Origin of the sequence: Lelliottia sp. CFBP8978 (assembly GCF_034046055.2) — a bacterium.
Classification (GTDB): domain Bacteria; phylum Pseudomonadota; class Gammaproteobacteria; order Enterobacterales; family Enterobacteriaceae; genus Enterobacter.
Genome location: NZ_CM188253.1, coordinates 3600573 through 3618140, shown reverse-complemented (window position 1 = coordinate 3618140; position 17568 = coordinate 3600573). Strand labels below are relative to the sequence as shown.

The following is a 17568-nucleotide window of genomic DNA, read 5'->3' as shown; positions in this document are numbered from 1 at the left end:
TGTCTGACCGAAGCTAAACCACCGCTCCGGCGCGTAATTGCTGTAACAGGCGCTCCACGGGAGCCGCCAGCCCGACTGATGGCGGTTGCGCTAAGTTATACCAGAGACCCGTTCCTTCATCCATGCATGAGGCAAAGGAGGACACAGGAAGCCACATTGGCACAATATCCAGATGGAAATGGCTAAACGTGTGGCGAAACGCGGTCAGTTGCGTCAGGTTGTCGGCGTTAATCTGCCGCTGCGTCAGCCACTCCCGGAGGGCTTCTTCCGTTTCAAACTGCGGAAAACAGAACAGCCCTCCCCATAATCCGCTCGGCGGACGCTGGGACAAAAACACCTCATCGCCATGCTGCATCAGCAATAAAATGCCCGTGCGTTCGGGGATCGTCTGCTTCGGTTTTTTACCCGGATACTGCGCCCAGGAGTGGTTGGCATACGCCACACATAGATTGTTCACCGGGCACAGTTCGCACTTGGGCTTAGAGCGTGTACAAACGATAGCACCCAAATCCATCATTGCCTGGTTGAATCGTTCTACGCCTTTGGCGGGCGTCACGGCCTCGCTAATTTCCCACAGCCGTTTCTCGACATCTTTTTTGCCCGGCCAACCGCCCACCGCGTAACAACGCGCCAGTACGCGCTTAACGTTGCCGTCGAGGATCGGGAAATGTTTGCCTAAAGAGAGGGACAGAACGGCCCCCGCAGTGGAGCGACCGACTCCAGGCAGCGCCGCCACTTCGTCGAAGGTTTCGGGGAATTTGCCCTGGTGAAGTGTCGCCACCTGCTGCGCGGCTTTGTGCAGATTGCGCGCACGGGCGTAATACCCAAGCCCTGTCCACAGATGCAGCACTTCATCTAAAGGCGCATTGGCGAGATCGGTAATGGTCGGGAAGCGCGCCATAAAGCGCTCAAAGTAGGGGATCACTGTCGCGACCTGCGTTTGTTGCAACATCACCTCGGAGAGCCATACTTTATAAGGCGTTTTTTCAATTTGCCAGGGCAGGGTTTTACGCCCGTATTTGTCGTACCAGTCCAGCACCTGGGCTGAAAATTGAGAGGCTTGCATGGTCATCGATTCGCTTAATCAGGGACGCCGATTGCAGCACAGCGTCATGCGACTGTAAACCGGATCTTTCCCATGCTTGCATACAGGGCTTAACTTTGGATAATGCCCGTTTCCCGAACACTCTCACAAGCAGACTACTCTTTTATGAAAAACGACGTCATTTCACCGGAATTTGATGAAAACGGTCGCCCGCTGCGCCGTATTCGCAGCTTTGTCCGCCGTCAGGGCCGCCTGACAAAAGGGCAGCAACACGCGCTGGATAACTACTGGCCGGTGATGGGCGTTGAATTCAGCGAACAGCCGCTCGACTTTGTCGAACTGTTTGGCCGCGAGGCGCCGATCACGCTGGAGATCGGTTTTGGCATGGGGTCATCGCTGGTGACGATGGCGAAAGCGCGTCCGGAGCAGAACTTTATCGGCATCGAGGTTCACTCGCCTGGCGTAGGCGCATGCCTTGCGACAGCCCATGAAGAGGGCGTAGAGAACCTGCGCGTGATGTGCCACGATGCGGTGGAAGTGCTGCACAAAATGATTCCTGACAATTCTTTAAACATGGTTCAGCTCTTTTTCCCTGACCCGTGGCACAAAGCACGTCATAATAAGCGCCGTATCGTTCAGGCAGAATTTGCTGAGCTTGTGAAAAGTAAGCTTAAACTGGGCGGTGTCTTCCATATGGCAACCGACTGGGAACCTTACGCGGAACATATGCTGGAAGTCATGTCGTCGCTTGATGGCTATAAAAACCAGTCAGAAAGTAACGACTATGTACCGCGACCGGATTCACGTCCGGTAACGAAATTTGAACAGCGTGGCCATCGTTTGGGTCACGGTGTATGGGACTTAATGTTCGAGAGGGTGAAATAATGGCAAAGAACCGTAGCCGTCGTCTGCGTAAAAAAATGCACATCGAGGAATTCCAGGAAGTCGGTTTTTCCGTCGCATGGCGTTTCCCCGAAGGCACCAGCGTAGAAACCATTGATAAGGAAGTTGACGCCTTTATCGATGAAGTGATCGAGCCAAACAAACTGGCGTTTGATGGCAGTGGTTACCTCTCCTGGGAAGGTCTGATCTGTAAGCAAGAAATCGGCCAATGCACCGAAGAGCAGCAGGCAGCAGTGCGTAAATGGCTGGAAGACCGCAAATTCGAAGAGGTCCGCGTCAGCGAACTTTTCGACATTTGGTGGGACTAACTAGCAAAGGGCCGGCAATTGCCGGCCCGTTTTGTCTTGAGGGATATTTATGATGCGCAAAACGCTGCTGGCTGTGGCATTGATGACCACCGCGTTAACTGCCCATGCAGAGTACAAATGTGAAGTCACACCGCGCGACGATGTGATTCTGAGCCCGCAAACCGTTCAGGTAAAAGGTGAGAACGGTAACCTGGTTATCACGCCTGATGGCAATGTGATGTACAACGGCAAACAATATACCCTGAGCGCCGCACAGCGCGAGCAGGCGAAAGATTACCAGGCGGATCTGCGCTCGGCGCTGCCGTGGATCGACGAAGGTGCCCTGACCCGCGTCGAGAAAGGCCGCGTGGCGCTGGATAAAATTATCGCCAAAGAGGTGGGTGAGAGCAGCAATATGCGTACCCGCCTGACCAAGCTGGATGCCCAACTGAAAGAGCAGATGAACCGCATTATCGAGCATCGTACCGATGGCCTGACGTTCCACTATAAAGCTATCGATCAGGTGCGTGCCGACGGACAAAACCTGGTTAACCAGGCGATGGGCGGCATCTTGCAAGACAGCATCAATGAAATGGGTGCGAAGGCCGTACTGAAAGGCGGCGGTAACCCGTTGCAGGGCGTGTTAGGCAGCCTGGGCGGATTACAGACTTCGATTCAGAATGAATGGAAGAACCAGGAAGCGGATTTCCAGAAATTCGGCAAAGACGTGTGTAAACGTGTGGTCACCCTGGAAGACAGCCGTAAGGCACTGGTCAGTACGCTGAAATAATTATCACTGATCTTCTGCGCGCAGTGCCCCTCACCCTGGCCCTCTCCCCAAAGGGGAGAGGGGATAGATAGAAGCCTCTTCAGGCGTGAAGTCGGTTGAGTGTCTTCACCCCCTGGAAGACAGCCGTAGGGCTCTGGTCAGTATGCTGAAATAATTATTACTGATCTTCTGCGCGCAGGGCCCCTCACCCTGGCCCTTTCCCCAAAGGGGAGAGGGGAGAGATCGAAGTCTTTTCAGGCGTGACGTCGGTTGAGTGTCTTCACCCTCTGGAAGACAGCCGTAGGGCTCTGGTCAGTACGCTGAAATAATTTTCACCGATCTTCTGTGTGCAGGGCCCCTCACCCTGGCCCTCTCTCCAAAGGGGATAGATCGAAGCCTCTTCAGGCGTGAAGTCGATTGAGATTCTTCAGGCGCTGGAGAACAATTGAGTGCTCCAGACACTGCCGCTTTTCCCCCTCTCCCTTTTAGGGAGAGGGCCGGGGTGAGGGTAGATGTGTTTGCAGTGTCTCAAGTATTCTCTCTAACACCGCCTCTTCGTTATTCAAGAGTTCATTGTTCCAGAACCGAAGTACACGCCAGCCTCTCTTATTCAGCCAGAGAGTCCTTCGGCGATCATATTCCTGACGCTCATCATGCTGCCCGCCATCCAGTTCAACCGCCAGCCGAGCTTCGCAGCAGGCGAAATCCAGAATGTAGTTATCCACGGGATGCTGTCGGCGAAATTTATACTGAGAGAGCCGACGGCTGCGAAGCAAGGTCCAAAGGCGCCTCTCTTCCCTTGTCAGTTGGCGTCTGAGCTGTTTTGCATGAGAACGAATCATTTCCATCCCCACACTCTGCCAGCCTTTCTCTTAGCTGGCAGAACGGGATGCAAAATCCTGAATCTGTCTTCAGGACTCTTCGGCGAGGAACAGTTCGAGGAGGGAGTTGAGGAATAATTTACCGTGTTCGGTTATCTGCCAGAACGCCTCACATTCCGTCAAATACCCTTGCGCCAGCGCTTCATCAATTTGCGGACGAATCACGCTTTCCGGCAAGCCGGTAAACAGTGCAAACTCTGCACGCGGCGCGGCTTCCAGCAGACGGAAGCGGTTCATGAAGAACTCAAACGGTTTATCTTCTACTGCAACATCGTGCTGACGCTCCAGATAGCGGCCTTCCATATACCCGCGCGGATGACGGGTTTTGGCGGTGCGCAGAATACGCCCGTCCGGGAATGTCACTTTGCCGTGCGCGCCGCAGCCAATACCCAGGTAATCGCCAAAACGCCAGTAGTTCAGGTTGTGCTGACACTGATAGCCCGGCTTTGCGTAGGCGGACGTTTCGTACTGCTGATAACCCGCCGCCGTCAGCAACTGATGCCCCTGCTCAAAAATATCCCACAACGCATCGTCATCTGGCAGCTTAGGCGGACGTGAACCAAACAGCGTGTTGGGCTCAATGGTCAACTGATACCATGAGAGATGCGGGGGATTCAGTTCGATAGCCTGACGCAGATCGTCCAGCGCCTCTTCCAGCGACTGATCGGGCAAACCATGCATCAGATCGAGGTTAAAGCTACGCAGCCCCAGACCGGTCGCCAGCCTGGCGGCACGTTTAGCCTCTTCGGCGCCGTGGATCCGCCCCAGACGCTTCAGCTTTGGTTCACTAAAACTCTGCACGCCGATAGATATGCGGTTCACACCAGCGCGCTGGTACTCCACAAAACGATCGGCCTCAACGGTGCCGGGGTTGGCTTCCATTGTAATTTCAGCATCGGCTGCCAGATTCAGACGCGCACGCACGCCATCAAGCAGGGTCTGCATTGCCGGACCAGAAAGCAGGCTCGGCGTACCGCCACCAATAAAAATGGTCTTAACTTCACGTCCCTGTGCGTAAGGTACGTCTGCATCCAGATCGCTTAACAGATGCTGAACGTAGTCGTCATGCGGCACTTCGCCTTTCAGCGCGTGCGAATTGAAATCGCAGTACGGACATTTCTGCACGCACCACGGGATGTGAATATAAAGACTCAGGGGTGGCAAATTAGCCATTACGTAATGCTTCCAGTAACAGTTTCAACGCGCGTCCACGGTGGGAGATCGCGCTTTTTTCTTCACGGGTGAGTTCCGCTGCGGTTTTACCCTCAGACGGGACAAAGAAAATCGGATCGTAGCCAAAGCCGCCATTACCCGCTGATTCGCGCGCAATCACGCCCGGCCAGCTGCCGTGGCAAACAATCGGCGTCGGATCTTCTGCATGGCGCATATACACCAGCACGCAATGGAACTGCGCCTGACGCTGTGCGTCCGGAACGGATTTGAGTGCTTCCAGCAGCTTTTCCAGATTCTGCTGGTCGGTGGCGTCTTCGCCGGAGTAACGCGCAGAATAGATGCCTGGCGCGCCGCCCAGCGCATCGACCGCCAGACCGGAATCATCCGCAATAGCCGGAAGACCGGTGATCTGTGCTGCATGACGCGCTTTAAGAATCGCGTTCTCAATAAACGTCAGGCCCGTTTCTTCAGCAGAATCCACGCCCAGCTCGGTCTGTGCGACCACCTCCAGACCAAAATCATTTAATAGCGAGGCCAGCTCACGCACTTTACCGGCGTTACCGGTCGCGAGAACAACTTTTTGCATCATTTAATCCTGTTGTGTCAGTGCCGCGACTTCCGTCGGGATGTGTTGCGGATTGAGGATTTTTACCTGTTTGTGACGCCCCAGTTCACCTTTTTCAATGATGACCTGGCTTTTCGCCACGCGAAACTGTTTTGCCAGATATTTGGTCAAATGCGCGTTTGCCTGGCCGTCTACGGGTGGGGCGGTAATGGCGACTTTAAGCTCGTCGCCATGTAATCCAACAAGGCTATCGCGGCTGGCTTTAGGCTGGATATACAGCCGTAAAACCAGCCCGTCGGCGCAGGTGCTGACGGCACTCATAGCGCCATCCACAGCCCCGGCAGCAGCATGTTGCCTGTTGACTGCAACAGCTCTGCGATACCCATATTCAGGACGTACAGCAACAGAACCAGAATCATCGGCGAAAAATCAATTCCGCCCATTGAAGGCAGCAGGTTGCGAATAGGGCGCAGCAGCGGCTCGGTCAACTGAATCATGGCGTACTCGACCGGACTACGGCCACGGCTCACCCAGCTCATCACTGCCATCACCAACAGCACCCAGAAGATGAGCAACCCGATGGTTTTCAACAGGATTAATACCGCCGCGATCCAGATAATCGGCTGGAACGTGACCACCATAAACAGCACGATGGCTTTGATCACACTCAGTACAAAGGCGATCAGCAGAGAGGCGCTGTCAATCGGCCCCATCGGCGGGATAACGCGGCGCAGCGGCCCAATGACAGGTTGCGTGATTTTGACGACAAACTGCGAGAAAGGGTTATAAAAATCACAACGAGCCCACTGCATCCAGACGCGTAATAGCAGCGCCATCGTATACAGTTCAATGACCGTTGAGAGCAGGAAAGTCAACGTCTTCATGGCGTTCCTCAGGTTTCCTTATTTTTTGGTGTAATCGCGCGCACCGAAAATTGCTGTGCCGATGCGCACCATAGTGCTGCCTGCCGCAATTGCGGCTTCCATATCGTCCGACATGCCCAGTGAAAGCGTGTCCACGGTTTTATAGCGCGCTTTAAGCGCCTCAAATGCTACAGCCATTTGCTGTGCCACGGCAAACTGCCTGTCGTAATTTGGTTCCGGAGCCGGAATTGCCATCAGTCCGCGCAGAGTCAGACCGGGCAGTTCCGCAACCTGTTCCGCTAGCGCATCCAGATCCGCAAGAGCGATACCTGACTTGCTGTTCTCATCACTAATATTGATTTGAATCAGAACGTTAAGTGGATCTTTGTCGGCAGGGCGCTGCTCGCTCAAACGCGTGGCGATGCGCAGGCGATCGACGGTATGGCACCAGTCAAAATGCTCGGCAACCAGACGACTTTTGTTCGACTGCAACGGGCCAATAAAGTGCCATTGAAGATTCGTCTTCTCCGTTTGCTGGAAATAACGAATTTTGTCCACTCCCTCCTGAACGTAGTTTTCGCCAAACGCACGCTGTCCTGCCTCGATGGCTTCTGCGATGGCGCTCGCAGGCTTAGTTTTGCTGACTGCAAGCAACGAAACTTCTTCTGAAGCACGGCCGCAACGTGTTGCAGCGGCTGAGATTTTATCCCTGACCTGTGCCAGGTTATGCGCAATGTCGTTCATGAGTCCGAGGATGGTTGTATGGATATGGAAGAAATTGTGGCCCTTAGTGTAAAGCATAATGTCTCGGATCTACACCTGTGTAGCGATGCGCCGCCGCGCTGGCGTCGATTAGGTCAGCTGGAACCCGCCCCCTTTCCGCCACCCGATGTCGCGCAGTTACTCAAAAAATGGCTGAACGACGAACAGCAAACCGCCTGGTGGACGAATGGTCATGTGGATTTTGCCGTTGCATTGAGTGGCGGAGAGCGCTTACGCGCCAGCGCATTCTCCCATATTCATGGCGTCTCGCTGACGCTCAGACTTTTGCCCGTCTCGTGCCCACAGCTTTCCGGACTAGGCGCTCCACGGTTAATCCCTGAACTGCTCTCCAGCGACAATGGACTGATTTTGGTGACAGGCGCAACCGGTAGCGGCAAATCCACGACGCTTGCGGCCATGGTCGATTATCTCAACGGCCACTCAAACGGGCATATTCTGACGCTGGAAGACCCCGTGGAGTACGTTTATCAAAGTCATCAGTGTTTAATTCAGCAGCGGGAAATCGGTTTGCACTGCCGCTCATTTGCCCAAGCGCTCCGTGCCGCTTTGCGGGAAGATCCGGACGTGATACTGCTGGGGGAATTGCGTGATAGCGAAACTATCCGGCTTGCGCTCACGGCCGCAGAAACCGGTCATCTGGTGCTGGCAACATTGCATACTCGCGGAGCCTCTCAGGCTATAGAGCGCCTGGTCGATACGTTTCCGGCCGAAGAAAAGGATCCGGTACGCAACCAACTGGCTGGCAGCTTGCGGGCGGTGCTGGCGCAAAAACTGCTGCGCGATACGCAGGGCGGACGAGTTGCACTTTTCGAACTGCTGGTGAACACGCCCGCATCGGCTAACCTCATCCGCGAAGGCAAAACCTGGCAGCTGCCCGGCGTCATTCAAACCGGGCAGCAGTCGGGGATGCAGAACTTTGAGCAAAGTCTTGCGGAGCGAAAGGCGCAGGGACGGCTTTAGCGAATATTCAACGCATAAACCGCAGGCCGCGCGCCCGCCGTATCCAGAATTTCTAGTTTGATTGCCCTGGTGCAGAGCGGGGAGGCAAAGCGATGTTCACACACGGAGTGGTGATTATGCTCAACGTCCGCAATGATCTGGTCGTCGGCCCACAGTCGATAGCGGGTAATACAGTGCGGAGTGACGGCCCTGTGATGGCCCATCTGCACGGTCTCCATTGCATTGTCGAAGTCGTTATCCTGCACCAGCGTCAGGCTGTGAATAGTTTGCGGCGTTTCCCAGCGCCAGATCACCTGCGGCGCCGGGTCGTCATCCGCGGGGCTCCATGCATTGGTTTGCTGTTCAGGGCGCAGACGGCCATTGAGCAGATTGTCCGGGGCATAACAGTGCAATGGCCTGTCCAGTCGCAGAGCCGGGAAAACCTGGTGTGGGTGTCGGCGCGGCAACCAGAAATCAAATTCGTCAACGCCGTAATCGCCGTCAACGATTTGCCGGGTGTGTTTCGCCACCCGTTCATTCAGACGATTAAATACGGTCATCATTCCCGGCAGGCGGGATTCGGTAAGTGCAATCTCCATGTCATCGCAAGCGTCAAAAGCGATAAACACATACTGGTCACGGTCGCATTTCCAGCCAAACGTGCTGCGATATTCCTTCTCGCCGTTAACATCCAGGATGCATTCATCGTACTGAATATCAGGGGTGAAATTCCCCGCTTTTTCACTGCCCAGCAGCGAAATCGTCAGTCGGTGAGGTTTGCGCGAACGCAGGCGGAAGGTGATTTCTGGCAGCGTTTCGCCCCTTTTTACAGGCAAAAGCACAGCCATACGGGCGTCAAGCGCCAGCCATTCGCCATTAGGCTCAAGCGATGTCAGGACATACTCACTGCTGGTGGAGACGGTGGCATTGAGCGCCGGATTGTCGAGCCACTGGCGGGGAATGTAACACCCGTGTACCTGCAACTGCTGTTGAAGAGCACCAATTTGGCTTGGCTGTGCCAGGGTTTTTGGGGAGAGGCGCTGCATGTGGCAGAGCGCCGCGGCGCGTCCGACGATTTCCCCCAGCAGACCGCAGGTACACATTACGCGTGCGCTGCCAAAGGCGACGTGCGAGGCGGAAATCAGTCTGCCCGTCAGAAACAGGTTATCCAGCGAGCGGCTATAGAGCGAGCGGAAGGGAATGGTGTAAGTGCCTTTGCTGTGAAACTGACGGCAGCCATCATGGGTGCTGTAGACACCGTCGGCAGGATGCAGATCAATCGACCAGCCGCCGTAGGCAACCGCATCGTAGTGGTCGCGTTGTTCGATAATATCTTGCTGGCACAGCAGATGATCGCCGATAAAACGCCGACTTTCACGCTTGCCAGGAATCGCACCCACCCACTCAATGGTCAGGTTTGCGGCATCCGGAAATTCACCCGAATTTTTGATGTAATTCCAGACGCCCCAGACAATTTTCCACAGCTCCCATTTGATCTCTTCACTCTGATGAACGGTATCAAGGCGACCTCCCCATTCCAGCCACCACAGGTCACAGCCGTTCAGCGTCGAGGTCAGGCGTTTGTAGCGAGGGATCTCCGTGATGTCGTCGAGCGCAAAAGAGGGGGCCACAAAATTCACCGGCTCGGCGGTGCGCTTGGTATAGAAATAGATAGAGTGCCCGAGCTTGTGCCCAAACTGATCGCCAGGGGCCATTTTCTCGCCCAGTTCGTCAATCTCTTCTGCCCCTTCGCGATACTCCGCACCGGCCAGAAAACCGAGCACGCCGTCGCCAGTGGCGTCGCAAAACTGCGTCGCCTGCACGTGATAAAATGTCTCGTTGATCGCGTTAAAAGCGCTGACGGCGGTAATGCGCGAAGCCGTTTTCTCAACGTCATAGACGGCAGTATTGAGCAGCAGGGTAAGGCCGGGTTGGCTTCTGGCGAGATCGAGCAGCACCAGGTCAAACATCACCGGGTTGCCCTCTTTATTACGCCAGAGATTCTCTTCAAGGATCTCCCCCATAATGCCGCCTTCGCGCGCCCAGCGGTTGTTATTACCCATGTGTGACGTTGCCCCGTTGGCCCACAGCCGCACTTCGCTGGAGGCATTGCCGCCGGGAACGGGCCTGTCCTGAATCAGCACCACTTTCAGCCCATCGCGGGCCGCCGCCAGGGCGGCGCATAATCCGGCAAGACCTGCGCCTGCAACAACCAGGTCGGCTTCGAGTCGTGACACGGGAAAGGCTCTGGCATCATTTTGGGGATAGATTTTCATTACCTTGTATCCTTTTGAACTGGCGGTAGAATCGAGTCATTCATCTCTTAAACGAACGAAGCTTGCTATGTCATCACAACCTAACCAAAGCTTGATCGACGGTATTCGCTGTTTGCAATATCTGGTTTCCAGTGACCGGGCTATTGGATGCCGCGAGCTATCGCGCCTGATGGGCATCAACACCACCCGTGTAAACCGTTTGCTGATGACGATGGCTTCTATCGGCCTGACGATGCAGGACGAACAGCGTCGCTACTTGCCCGGACCCGGTATCCACGCTTTGGCCGCACAGGCCATTCGCGGTTCCGAGCTGTTTTCTCGCGCGTTGCCGATGCTGGAGCGTCACGCGCCACGCGATATCGTTGTGGCACTGGGTGTGCTCTGGGAAGACCAGGTCATCTACATCTGGCACTCCGTTCCCGGCAGCCCTACCAGTCAGGCGCTGGCCGGTTTTCATATGTTGCCTGCCTGGCGCTCGGTGATCGGCATGTCACTGCTGGCTGCCGAGAGCGATGAACAGCTGATGGCACGATTCGCGCCTGAACAGTGGGCTGACCTTGCTCCACACATTACTCAGCAGCGCGAGCGCGGGCATGTCATCTGGCATCACGCAGACGGTGAAGTCTCCATGGCGCAGCCGGTCGGTGCTCATCACGCTGCACTGGCTTTTGCCGGTATGTGGCAAATTGATGACAACGCGTTGCAGGCTCGCCTGAAAGAACTCACGACGCTGAATGCCAGGCTGCTTGAAAAAGCATAATCACACATGTTTCTTTTATAGAAACACTCGTTAAAATGCAAAAAACGTCATAGTGAAATGTGAACGGGATCGAGAGATAAGAAGATTTTGCCCGACGGAGCGGGCAAATCAGAAGGGCGTTAGAAACCCTGTTCGAAGAAACTTTCGAGAATAATCACTGCGGAAGCTGAGTCGATGCTGCCTTTGTTGAGGGCGCGAAAACCACCATTTTGAAACAGACCCGCGCGGGCTTCCACGGTGCTCAGGCGCTCGTCGTGGAGTTTTACAACCACGCCAAAACGTCCGTGGATCTTGTTGGCAAATTTACGCGCTCGCGCGGTGAGCGGCTGTTCGGTACCGTCCATATTGAGCGGTAGCCCAACAATTACGGCTTCGGGTTGCCACTCTTTTAGCAGGCGTTCAATGATCGTCCAGTCTGGAGTGCCATCCTGCGCTTTCATCGCGGTGAGCGGGCGCGCCGTGCCAGTAATGCGCTGACCAATCGCCACACCAATACTTTTGGTACCAAAATCAAAGGCCAGAAGCGTTCCGCTCATTATGCGTGCCCCGCAACGCCAGGCATGGTCTGGATGTCGATTCCAATCAGCTTCGCCGCATCGCGCCAGCGATCGGCAATCGGTGTTTTAAACAGAATATTTAAATCGGCAGGGGCAGTGAGCCACGCATTATCAAGGATCTCCTGCTCCAGCTGGCCTTTCTCCCAGGAGGAGTAGCCCAGCGCAACCAGCACTTCCGAGGGCTGATTATGCGTACCCAGCGTTTCGAGCACATCACGCGATGTGGTGATCACCGTGTTATCGGAAACGCGAATACTGGAAGAGAACCCCGGAGGGGTATGCAGGATAAAACCGCGATCTTCCGCCAGCGGGCCACCCAGCATCACTGGCTTATCGAGTCGGATTTCAGGCGCACGTTCTTCTGGCGTGATCTTGAGTTTTTCAAGAATGCCTTCAATTTGCAGATTTTCCAGTGGCTTGTTGATGATAATCCCCATCGCGCCGTCTTCACTGTATTCGCAGATATACACTACGGAGCGGCGGAAAATCGGGTCCTGGAGAGCAGGCATGGCAATTAGAAAGTGATGCTGTAAATTCATTGTCAGAGGTTCTGTTTCCTGGTTTAAAAAGCAACAGCGGCCAGTATGCGTAGAAACCAGGCCGCTGTCACTAAGCGTCAGGCTCATTAAGCTATTTAGCGTGCCATTTAGAACCCGAGCGGGTCGTGTCCAAACGGTCTGCGCCCATTAAGCCTGATGAACCTGCCTTAACAGATGTGATCATTATTGCTGCAGGCGCTTTTCAATCGCATCCATCAGCATGCCGGTAATGGAAACCGGGAATTCCGCTTCGATCTCGCGGATGCATGTTGGGCTGGTGACGTTAACTTCCGTCAGGCGATCGCCGATGATATCCAGACCGACGAAAATCAGCCCTTTGGCTTTCAGCATCGGGCCGACGCGGCGCGCAATTTCCCAGTCGCTTTCGGTCAGTGGACGCGGCTCACCGCGGCCACCGGCTGCCAGATTACCGCGGGTTTCGCCACCCTGCGGAATACGCGCCAGGCAGTAAGGCACGGGCTCGCCATCGACAACCAGCACGCGCTTGTCGCCATCGACAATGGCGGGAATGTAGTTCTGCGCCATGCAGTAGCGAGTGCCGTGCTCGGTCAGCGTTTCTGCGATAACGCCCAGGTTTGGATCGCCTTCTTTCACGCGGAAGATCGACGCACCGCCCATACCATCCAGCGGCTTCAGAATGATATCGCCATGCTTCTGCCAGAACGCTTTCAGCTGCGCTTTGTTACGCGTTACCAGCGTGTCAGGCGTCAGGTCGGAGAACCAGGCGGTATAGAGTTTCTCGTTACAGTCGCGCAGGCTCTGCGGTTTGTTGACGATAAGCGTGCCTTTCTCTTCTGCGCGCTCAAGAATATAAGTGCAGTAGATAAACTCGGTATCGAACGGAGGATCTTTACGCATCAGGATCACATCAAGTTCGGCGAGCGGTAAATCCTGCTCAGAACCAAACTCATACCATTTCTCGTAATTTTGCTCGACGTTAACGATTCGGGTACGCGCCCGCGCTTCACCGTTGTTCAGGTAAAGGTCGGCCATTTCCATGTAATGAAGCTGGTAGCCGCGACGCTGTGCTTCCAGCATCATAGCGAAGCTGGAATCTTTCTTGATGTTAATGCTTGCGATGGGGTCCATCACGATGCCGAGCTTAATCATTGTTCTTCTCCGTTAATGCTTCAACCCAGATCGCCAAAACGCACCTGAAGCGCAGTAATGGCAGTGAGTGCAGTCGTCTCAGTACGTAGAACGCGAGGTCCCAACAGAATATCAGTAAATTGATAGCGCGCCGTCATGGCGATTTCATCCGCCGAGAGTCCGCCTTCCGGGCCAATCAGCAGACGCACGCGCTCAACCGGCAGCGGCAGCGTATTAATGCTGGCACTGGCGCGAGGGTGAAGATTGAGCTTTAGCCCGTTCTCTTCTTCGGCACACCATGCTTCCAGATCCATCGGTGGGCGGATCTCCGGAATGCGGTTGCGGCCGCACTGTTCACACGCCGCAATGGCGATTTTTTGCCACTGCTGGATCTTTTTGTTCAGACGTTCAGCATCCAGTTTAACGCCACAGCGCTCAGAAAAAAGTGGCGTAATGAGGCTTACACCGAGTTCGATCGATTTCTGGATGGTGAATTCCATTTTTTCACCGCGTGACATCACCTGGCCCAGGTGAATATGCAGCGGGGATTCACGGTCATCCACTTCGCCGCGTAGCACGTTAACCTGCACACTTTTTTTGTCCGCGCGGGTGATTTCAGCGTCAAAGACCTGGTTGCTACCGTCAAACAATTGAATCGCCTGGCCGGTTGCCATGCGCAGTACGCGACCGACGTGGTTTGCGGCTTCATCGGACAGGGCGATTTCACTGCCTGCGGCAATCGGTTCCGGGTGGTAAATGCGAGGGATGCGCATAGTCAGTATTCCATCTCAGGCGGAGGCCCTGGCTCGTTCTTTTTCCTCTCCCTGTGGGGGAGAGGGGTTGGGTGAGGGGCGTTTATCAGTTGCCGCTAGTGTAGGTTAGCTCTTTTGCGCCTGGCAAGCCCGCTGCACGTATGGGTTGTGATTCCCCTGTACTTTCGCGATACGGGCATCGCGTTCGCATTCCCACTCCGTCACGGGATACTGTTTATCCCAGGCGTTGAAAAGCTGCGTTTGCTGACGAGAAAGAGTCAGATCGTAGCGATCGCGCATATAGAAGTAAGTGCGGGCAATACTGCCGCGCGCGCGGGTTGGCGGCTCGGCGACTTTCTCTTTGAAATCGACTTTCATTGCGCACTGGCCGTACTGGCCTTCGCCGCCGTTCCACTGGCTGTACATAAAGTTGCCGCGGTCGCCATTGACCTCGCCAACCGCAGGCTGCAGGTTGTGCATATCGCTTTCTATCTGACGATATACCGGATCTTTGGCGCAGTTTTTACGCCCGCCATCCTGCCAGCACTGGCGCTGATGGCCAAACTGCCACGCCGGAACCACGTGTTCCCATTCGATACGGTTGGCGCGGTTTTCATTTTTACGCACTTTGTAGCCGCAGGATTCGAGATCAACGACCCCTTTTTTGCCCTGCCAGTTAATTTTACAGCCGCAGTAGAAATCACCCGGTACATCGGCGTTGATTTTGACTCCCGCGGCCTTAGCCTGGGAAAAACTGTTGATACCCTCGGCCAGCAAAGGGCCAGAAAGCGTTGTCGCCAGAAAAACGACAGCAAAAGAAAAATAACGGGACATCTCGGACTCCGTGTCAAAACGAGCCCGCAACGTAGCGAAAGTTGTTCTTGTATGCAATCAGGATGATCAGGAAAGTTCCTGATTGTGCTGTTAATTATTCTGCGACTAACGGCTCGCCGCATTTGACACAGCGGTAGGTGGCTTCGCCGCGTACCACGCGATTGTGGCGTCGGACGGTTAGCTGATGTTGCTGACACTGGCAACGATAGGGGAAGGTGTTGCGTCGTACCGATTCCAGCTCAAACTGATGCGTGCGTCGGGCCGGAACGCCGAGCACGCTTTCCATCATCCACTTCCACTCTTTGCCGTGCGGCGCAACGCGGCCAAAGTGTTTCCAGACCAGAAGATGCGCCAGCTCATGAGGCACCACTTCGTCGATAAAGGCCTGCTGATTTTCCATCATCAACACCGGGTTAAGCCTGATTTCGTAAGATTCAAGCCAGGCTGTGCCTGCCGAGGTGCCACGCTGTTGATAGGCCAGTTTGGGTTCAGGGTAGTTACGCCCCAGTTTCAGGTTCGCTTGCGCGAGTTTATCCCGCAAAGTGCGCATAACGGCTTGCTGAATGGCGATGGGAAGACGGGGTGTTTTCATAGCGCAAAAGGATAGTGGAAGCCGGGGTAAACAGTAAAGCCTTCTTGAGGTAAACACCGAACCAGACAGTCCCCTCTCCCTTGAGGGAGAGGGTTAGGGTGAGGGGGAGTCTTGTGCGGTCTGATGCCCTCACCCCCGGGGAGAGGGAGAACACCGCTGAAACTAACCGCTTAGTTCTGCGCACCAATCTCGCGCAGCGGACGACCTTTCATCAGGTTACGTTCGATGTGTTCCAGCGAGACATGCTTGGTTTCAGGAACAAGCCAGAGCGTCAGAACAATAAAGAACAGGTTCAGACCGCCGTAGACCCAGAAGGTGTTGGCGTTGCCCAGCGTATTCAGCATGGTCAGGAACGTTGCACCGACAATCATGTTGGCGATCCAGTTGGTGGCGGTGGAGCAAGTGATACCGAAATCACGCCCTTTCAGCGGCTGGATTTCAGAGCACAGTACCCAAATCAGCGGACCGGCGCTCATCGCGAAACCGACGATAAACATCAGCAGCATTGCGACGGCAAAATACTGTGCGGTTGGTGAGTGAATGCCCACATGCATCATTGTGCCCAGCACGCCCATACCGATCGCCATCACCAGGAAACCGAGCGTGAGCGTAGGTTTACGACCCCAGCGGTCCACGAGTCCGATGGCAATGAAGGTCGCCAGCACGTTGGTTAAGCCCACGATGACCGTACCCCACATCTGCTCGGTGGTGTTGGTATACCCGGCCAGTTCAAAGATTTTTGGTGCGTAATACATGATGACGTTCATCCCGGTGAACTGTTGCATTACCTGCAGCAGCACGCCAAGAAACACCGCGCGACGGAAGTTGCTGTTCTCTTTGAACAGCGCCCAGCCGGTCTGTTTGACCTTCAGGCTCTCGCGGATTTCATCCAGCTCATGTTTGGCCTCTGCGCTGGTGTCACGCAGGCGCATCAGTACACGTTCTGCGTCGTTAAAGCGTCGTTTGGCTGCATACCAGCGCGGGCTGTCTGGCAGGAAGATGACGCCAATCAGCAGCAGAATTGCCGGGATGATGATAACGCCAAGCATCCAGCGCCATGCGCCGCTGTAGCTAAAGGCGGTGTCGGACAGATATGCGCCAAGAATACCGATGGTGATCATCAGCTGGTACATTGAAATCATGCTGCCGCGAATTTTTTCCGGCGCAATTTCAGACAGATAAAGAGGTGCAGTATAAGACGCCACGCCGACCGCCAGGCCAAGCAGGACGCGGGATATGATCAATACCTCAACGTTTGGCGCGGCGGCGGAGCAGAGCGAGCCGGCAACAAACAGAATGGCACCAATCATCAGGCTCTTTTTACGCCCGAGGCGATAAGAGAGCCAACCACTGCCGACGGCACCGACAGCCGCCCCGAACATCATGGAGCTGACCACCCATTCCTGGGTGTGAGCGCTAATCTGGAATTCGTCGGTGATGAAGGGTAAAGCACCGGCGATGACGCCGATATCCAGGCCGAAAAGAAGTCCTGCCAGGGCCGCGAGAAAGCAGACAAAGAAGGTCATGGCCTTGTTGGACGTACGCCCCTGTTTTTTATTGTCAGGCATTCTGCCCTCCAGTTGGGTTATCAGTTTTTTCAATGTAAAGGGTAGGTTAGTACAGCGTAAAAATATGTGATGGATCTCACAGTGGTGTAATCGGTTACACTGGTGCTGTACTGTAAGTTTTATTAAAGCTCTGAAAATATAGTGATAAATTCATTGAAGCGCATCCCGTTTGCTGCAGTTTCAGACTTAACTGAAATGAAATGTAACAGCAAAAAAAGTCGAAACATGCAAAGAGATTATTCTGAAAGCGTATGCTGAATATGCTCGTGTAAGCGCTTTCATTGATAGCCGATTGGTACGAAAAGTGAAGAGAACAGCGGGCGGGGGAAGCGTTGGCAGAAAAGCAAAAGGCCAGCGCGAGGCTGGCCTTTT

At 54.7% G+C, this 17568-nt stretch carries 20 protein-coding genes; 5 read left to right on the top strand and 15 right to left on the bottom strand.

Features of this window, described 5'->3' with window-relative positions:
* Window positions 1-13: 13 nt before the first annotated feature.
* On the bottom strand, window positions 14-1072 hold the full coding sequence (mutY, locus tag SOM82_RS16920; protein ID WP_320460568.1) for an A/G-specific adenine glycosylase: 1059 nt from the start codon (window positions 1070-1072) through the stop codon (window positions 14-16).
* Between the two features lie 138 nt (window positions 1073-1210).
* Between mutY and trmB the strand changes: the two genes are divergently transcribed.
* The 3 genes from trmB to SOM82_RS16905 are packed head-to-tail and all read left to right on the top strand — an operon-like array spanning window position 1211 to window position 3025.
* A complete protein-coding gene (gene trmB / locus SOM82_RS16915; protein ID WP_154126155.1) occupies window positions 1211-1930 on the top strand; it encodes a tRNA (guanosine(46)-N7)-methyltransferase TrmB in 720 nt (239 codons plus the stop codon).
* The gene (locus SOM82_RS16910; RefSeq protein WP_154126154.1) at window positions 1930-2256 is read left to right on the top strand and encodes a YggL family protein; all 327 of its coding nucleotides are present in this window, start codon (window positions 1930-1932) and stop codon (window positions 2254-2256) included. Before trmB ends, SOM82_RS16910 begins: the two co-directional genes overlap by 1 nt.
* A gap of 49 nt (window positions 2257-2305) precedes the next feature.
* On the top strand, window positions 2306-3025 hold the full coding sequence (locus tag SOM82_RS16905; protein WP_154126153.1) for a YggN family protein: 720 nt from the start codon (window positions 2306-2308) through the stop codon (window positions 3023-3025).
* Between the two features lie 464 nt (window positions 3026-3489).
* Here SOM82_RS16905 and SOM82_RS16900 read toward each other — a convergent pair whose 3' ends face one another.
* The 6 genes from SOM82_RS16900 to SOM82_RS16875 all read right to left on the bottom strand — a co-directional run bounded on the left by SOM82_RS16900 (window position 3490) and on the right by SOM82_RS16875 (window position 7230).
* Window positions 3490-3852 (bottom strand): endonuclease domain-containing protein, encoded by a 363-nt coding sequence (locus SOM82_RS16900; RefSeq protein ID WP_320460567.1) that lies wholly within the window; start codon window positions 3850-3852, stop codon window positions 3490-3492.
* A 63-nt stretch (window positions 3853-3915) separates the two neighbouring features.
* Window positions 3916-5058 carry a radical SAM family heme chaperone HemW gene (gene hemW, locus SOM82_RS16895; RefSeq protein WP_320460566.1) on the bottom strand — a complete coding sequence of 381 codons (1143 nt, stop codon included), beginning with the start codon at window positions 5056-5058 and terminating at the stop codon, window positions 3916-3918.
* Window positions 5051-5644: an XTP/dITP diphosphatase gene (locus tag SOM82_RS16890; RefSeq protein WP_320460582.1), complete on the bottom strand. Its 594-nt coding sequence runs from the start codon at window positions 5642-5644 to the stop codon at window positions 5051-5053. Before SOM82_RS16890 ends, hemW begins: the two co-directional genes overlap by 8 nt.
* A 3-nt stretch (window positions 5645-5647) precedes the next feature.
* Window positions 5648-5944, bottom strand: a complete 297-nt coding sequence (gene yggU, locus SOM82_RS16885) for a DUF167 family protein YggU (protein WP_154126149.1) — start codon at window positions 5942-5944, stop codon at window positions 5648-5650.
* Complete coding sequence (locus tag SOM82_RS16880; protein ID WP_154126148.1) at window positions 5941-6507, bottom strand: YggT family protein; 567 nt, start codon at window positions 6505-6507, stop codon at window positions 5941-5943. The genes yggU and SOM82_RS16880 overlap by 4 nt, the downstream gene beginning before the upstream one ends.
* 18 nt (window positions 6508-6525) lie before the next feature.
* Window positions 6526-7230, bottom strand: a complete 705-nt coding sequence (locus SOM82_RS16875) for a YggS family pyridoxal phosphate-dependent enzyme (protein WP_154126147.1) — start codon at window positions 7228-7230, stop codon at window positions 6526-6528.
* A gap of 18 nt (window positions 7231-7248) precedes the next feature.
* Here SOM82_RS16875 and SOM82_RS16870 point away from each other — a divergent pair, with 18 nt between their 5' ends.
* Window positions 7249-8229 carry a type IV pilus twitching motility protein PilT gene (locus SOM82_RS16870; RefSeq protein ID WP_320460565.1) on the top strand — a complete coding sequence of 327 codons (981 nt, stop codon included), beginning with the start codon at window positions 7249-7251 and terminating at the stop codon, window positions 8227-8229.
* Here SOM82_RS16870 and SOM82_RS16865 read toward each other — a convergent pair.
* On the bottom strand, window positions 8226-10484 hold the full coding sequence (locus tag SOM82_RS16865; RefSeq protein WP_320460564.1) for an FAD-dependent oxidoreductase: 2259 nt from the start codon (window positions 10482-10484) through the stop codon (window positions 8226-8228). The genes SOM82_RS16870 and SOM82_RS16865 overlap by 4 nt on opposite strands.
* A 67-nt stretch (window positions 10485-10551) precedes the next feature.
* On the opposite strand from SOM82_RS16865, the gene SOM82_RS16860 reads away from it, so the two are divergent.
* Window positions 10552-11244, top strand: a complete 693-nt coding sequence (locus SOM82_RS16860) for an IclR family transcriptional regulator (RefSeq protein WP_154126144.1) — start codon at window positions 10552-10554, stop codon at window positions 11242-11244.
* 119 nt (window positions 11245-11363) lie between these two features.
* Here SOM82_RS16860 and ruvX read toward each other — a convergent pair whose 3' ends face one another.
* The 7 genes from ruvX to SOM82_RS16825 all read right to left on the bottom strand — a co-directional run bounded on the left by ruvX (window position 11364) and on the right by SOM82_RS16825 (window position 17196).
* Complete coding sequence (gene ruvX / locus SOM82_RS16855; RefSeq protein WP_320460563.1) at window positions 11364-11780, bottom strand: Holliday junction resolvase RuvX; 417 nt, start codon at window positions 11778-11780, stop codon at window positions 11364-11366.
* Window positions 11780-12340 (bottom strand): YqgE/AlgH family protein, encoded by a 561-nt coding sequence (locus SOM82_RS16850; protein ID WP_186752210.1) that lies wholly within the window; start codon window positions 12338-12340, stop codon window positions 11780-11782. Before SOM82_RS16850 ends, ruvX begins: the two co-directional genes overlap by 1 nt.
* A 183-nt stretch (window positions 12341-12523) precedes the next feature.
* Complete coding sequence (gene gshB / locus SOM82_RS16845; RefSeq protein WP_320460562.1) at window positions 12524-13471, bottom strand: glutathione synthase; 948 nt, start codon at window positions 13469-13471, stop codon at window positions 12524-12526.
* 20 nt (window positions 13472-13491) lie between these two features.
* Window positions 13492-14223 carry a 16S rRNA (uracil(1498)-N(3))-methyltransferase gene (gene rsmE, locus SOM82_RS16840; RefSeq protein ID WP_320460561.1) on the bottom strand — a complete coding sequence of 244 codons (732 nt, stop codon included), beginning with the start codon at window positions 14221-14223 and terminating at the stop codon, window positions 13492-13494.
* Between the two features lie 105 nt (window positions 14224-14328).
* Window positions 14329-15036, bottom strand: a complete 708-nt coding sequence (gene endA, locus SOM82_RS16835; protein ID WP_320460560.1) for a deoxyribonuclease I — start codon at window positions 15034-15036, stop codon at window positions 14329-14331.
* 94 nt (window positions 15037-15130) lie between these two features.
* Window positions 15131-15628, bottom strand: coding sequence for a SprT family zinc-dependent metalloprotease (locus tag SOM82_RS16830; protein WP_154126138.1), 498 nt, complete (start codon window positions 15626-15628; stop codon window positions 15131-15133).
* Window positions 15629-15798: 170 nt separating this feature from the next.
* Window positions 15799-17196, bottom strand: a complete 1398-nt coding sequence (locus tag SOM82_RS16825; protein WP_154126137.1) for a sugar porter family MFS transporter — start codon at window positions 17194-17196, stop codon at window positions 15799-15801.
* Window positions 17197-17568 lie beyond the last annotated feature (372 nt).

Bases quoted from the DNA above. Each gene is read 5' to 3' on its own strand.
- SOM82_RS16850 (WP_186752210.1), bottom strand. From the start codon at position 12,340: ATGAATTTACAGCATCACTTTCTAATTGCCATGCCTGCTCTCCAGGAC.
- SOM82_RS16825 (WP_154126137.1), bottom strand. From the start codon at position 17,196: ATGCCTGACAATAAAAAACAGGGGCGTACGTCCAACAAGGCCATGACC.
- hemW (WP_320460566.1), bottom strand. From the start codon at position 5,058: ATGGCTAATTTGCCACCCCTGAGTCTTTATATTCACATCCCGTGGTGC.
- SOM82_RS16905 (WP_154126153.1), top strand. From the start codon at position 2,306: ATGATGCGCAAAACGCTGCTGGCTGTGGCATTGATGACCACCGCGTTA.
- SOM82_RS16875 (WP_154126147.1), bottom strand. From the start codon at position 7,230: ATGAACGACATTGCGCATAACCTGGCACAGGTCAGGGATAAAATCTCA.
- SOM82_RS16890 (WP_320460582.1), bottom strand. From the start codon at position 5,644: ATGCAAAAAGTTGTTCTCGCGACCGGTAACGCCGGTAAAGTGCGTGAG.
- trmB (WP_154126155.1), top strand. From the start codon at position 1,211: ATGAAAAACGACGTCATTTCACCGGAATTTGATGAAAACGGTCGCCCG.
- gshB (WP_320460562.1), bottom strand. From the start codon at position 13,471: ATGATTAAGCTCGGCATCGTGATGGACCCCATCGCAAGCATTAACATC.
- SOM82_RS16865 (WP_320460564.1), bottom strand. From the start codon at position 10,484: ATGAAAATCTATCCCCAAAATGATGCCAGAGCCTTTCCCGTGTCACGA.
- SOM82_RS16870 (WP_320460565.1), top strand. From the start codon at position 7,249: ATGGATATGGAAGAAATTGTGGCCCTTAGTGTAAAGCATAATGTCTCG.
- SOM82_RS16830 (WP_154126138.1), bottom strand. From the start codon at position 15,628: ATGAAAACACCCCGTCTTCCCATCGCCATTCAGCAAGCCGTTATGCGC.
- SOM82_RS16880 (WP_154126148.1), bottom strand. From the start codon at position 6,507: ATGAAGACGTTGACTTTCCTGCTCTCAACGGTCATTGAACTGTATACG.
- rsmE (WP_320460561.1), bottom strand. From the start codon at position 14,223: ATGCGCATCCCTCGCATTTACCACCCGGAACCGATTGCCGCAGGCAGT.
- SOM82_RS16900 (WP_320460567.1), bottom strand. From the start codon at position 3,852: ATGGAAATGATTCGTTCTCATGCAAAACAGCTCAGACGCCAACTGACA.
- SOM82_RS16860 (WP_154126144.1), top strand. From the start codon at position 10,552: ATGTCATCACAACCTAACCAAAGCTTGATCGACGGTATTCGCTGTTTG.
- endA (WP_320460560.1), bottom strand. From the start codon at position 15,036: ATGTCCCGTTATTTTTCTTTTGCTGTCGTTTTTCTGGCGACAACGCTT.
- yggU (WP_154126149.1), bottom strand. From the start codon at position 5,944: ATGAGTGCCGTCAGCACCTGCGCCGACGGGCTGGTTTTACGGCTGTAT.
- SOM82_RS16910 (WP_154126154.1), top strand. From the start codon at position 1,930: ATGGCAAAGAACCGTAGCCGTCGTCTGCGTAAAAAAATGCACATCGAG.
- mutY (WP_320460568.1), bottom strand. From the start codon at position 1,072: ATGACCATGCAAGCCTCTCAATTTTCAGCCCAGGTGCTGGACTGGTAC.
- ruvX (WP_320460563.1), bottom strand. From the start codon at position 11,780: ATGAGCGGAACGCTTCTGGCCTTTGATTTTGGTACCAAAAGTATTGGT.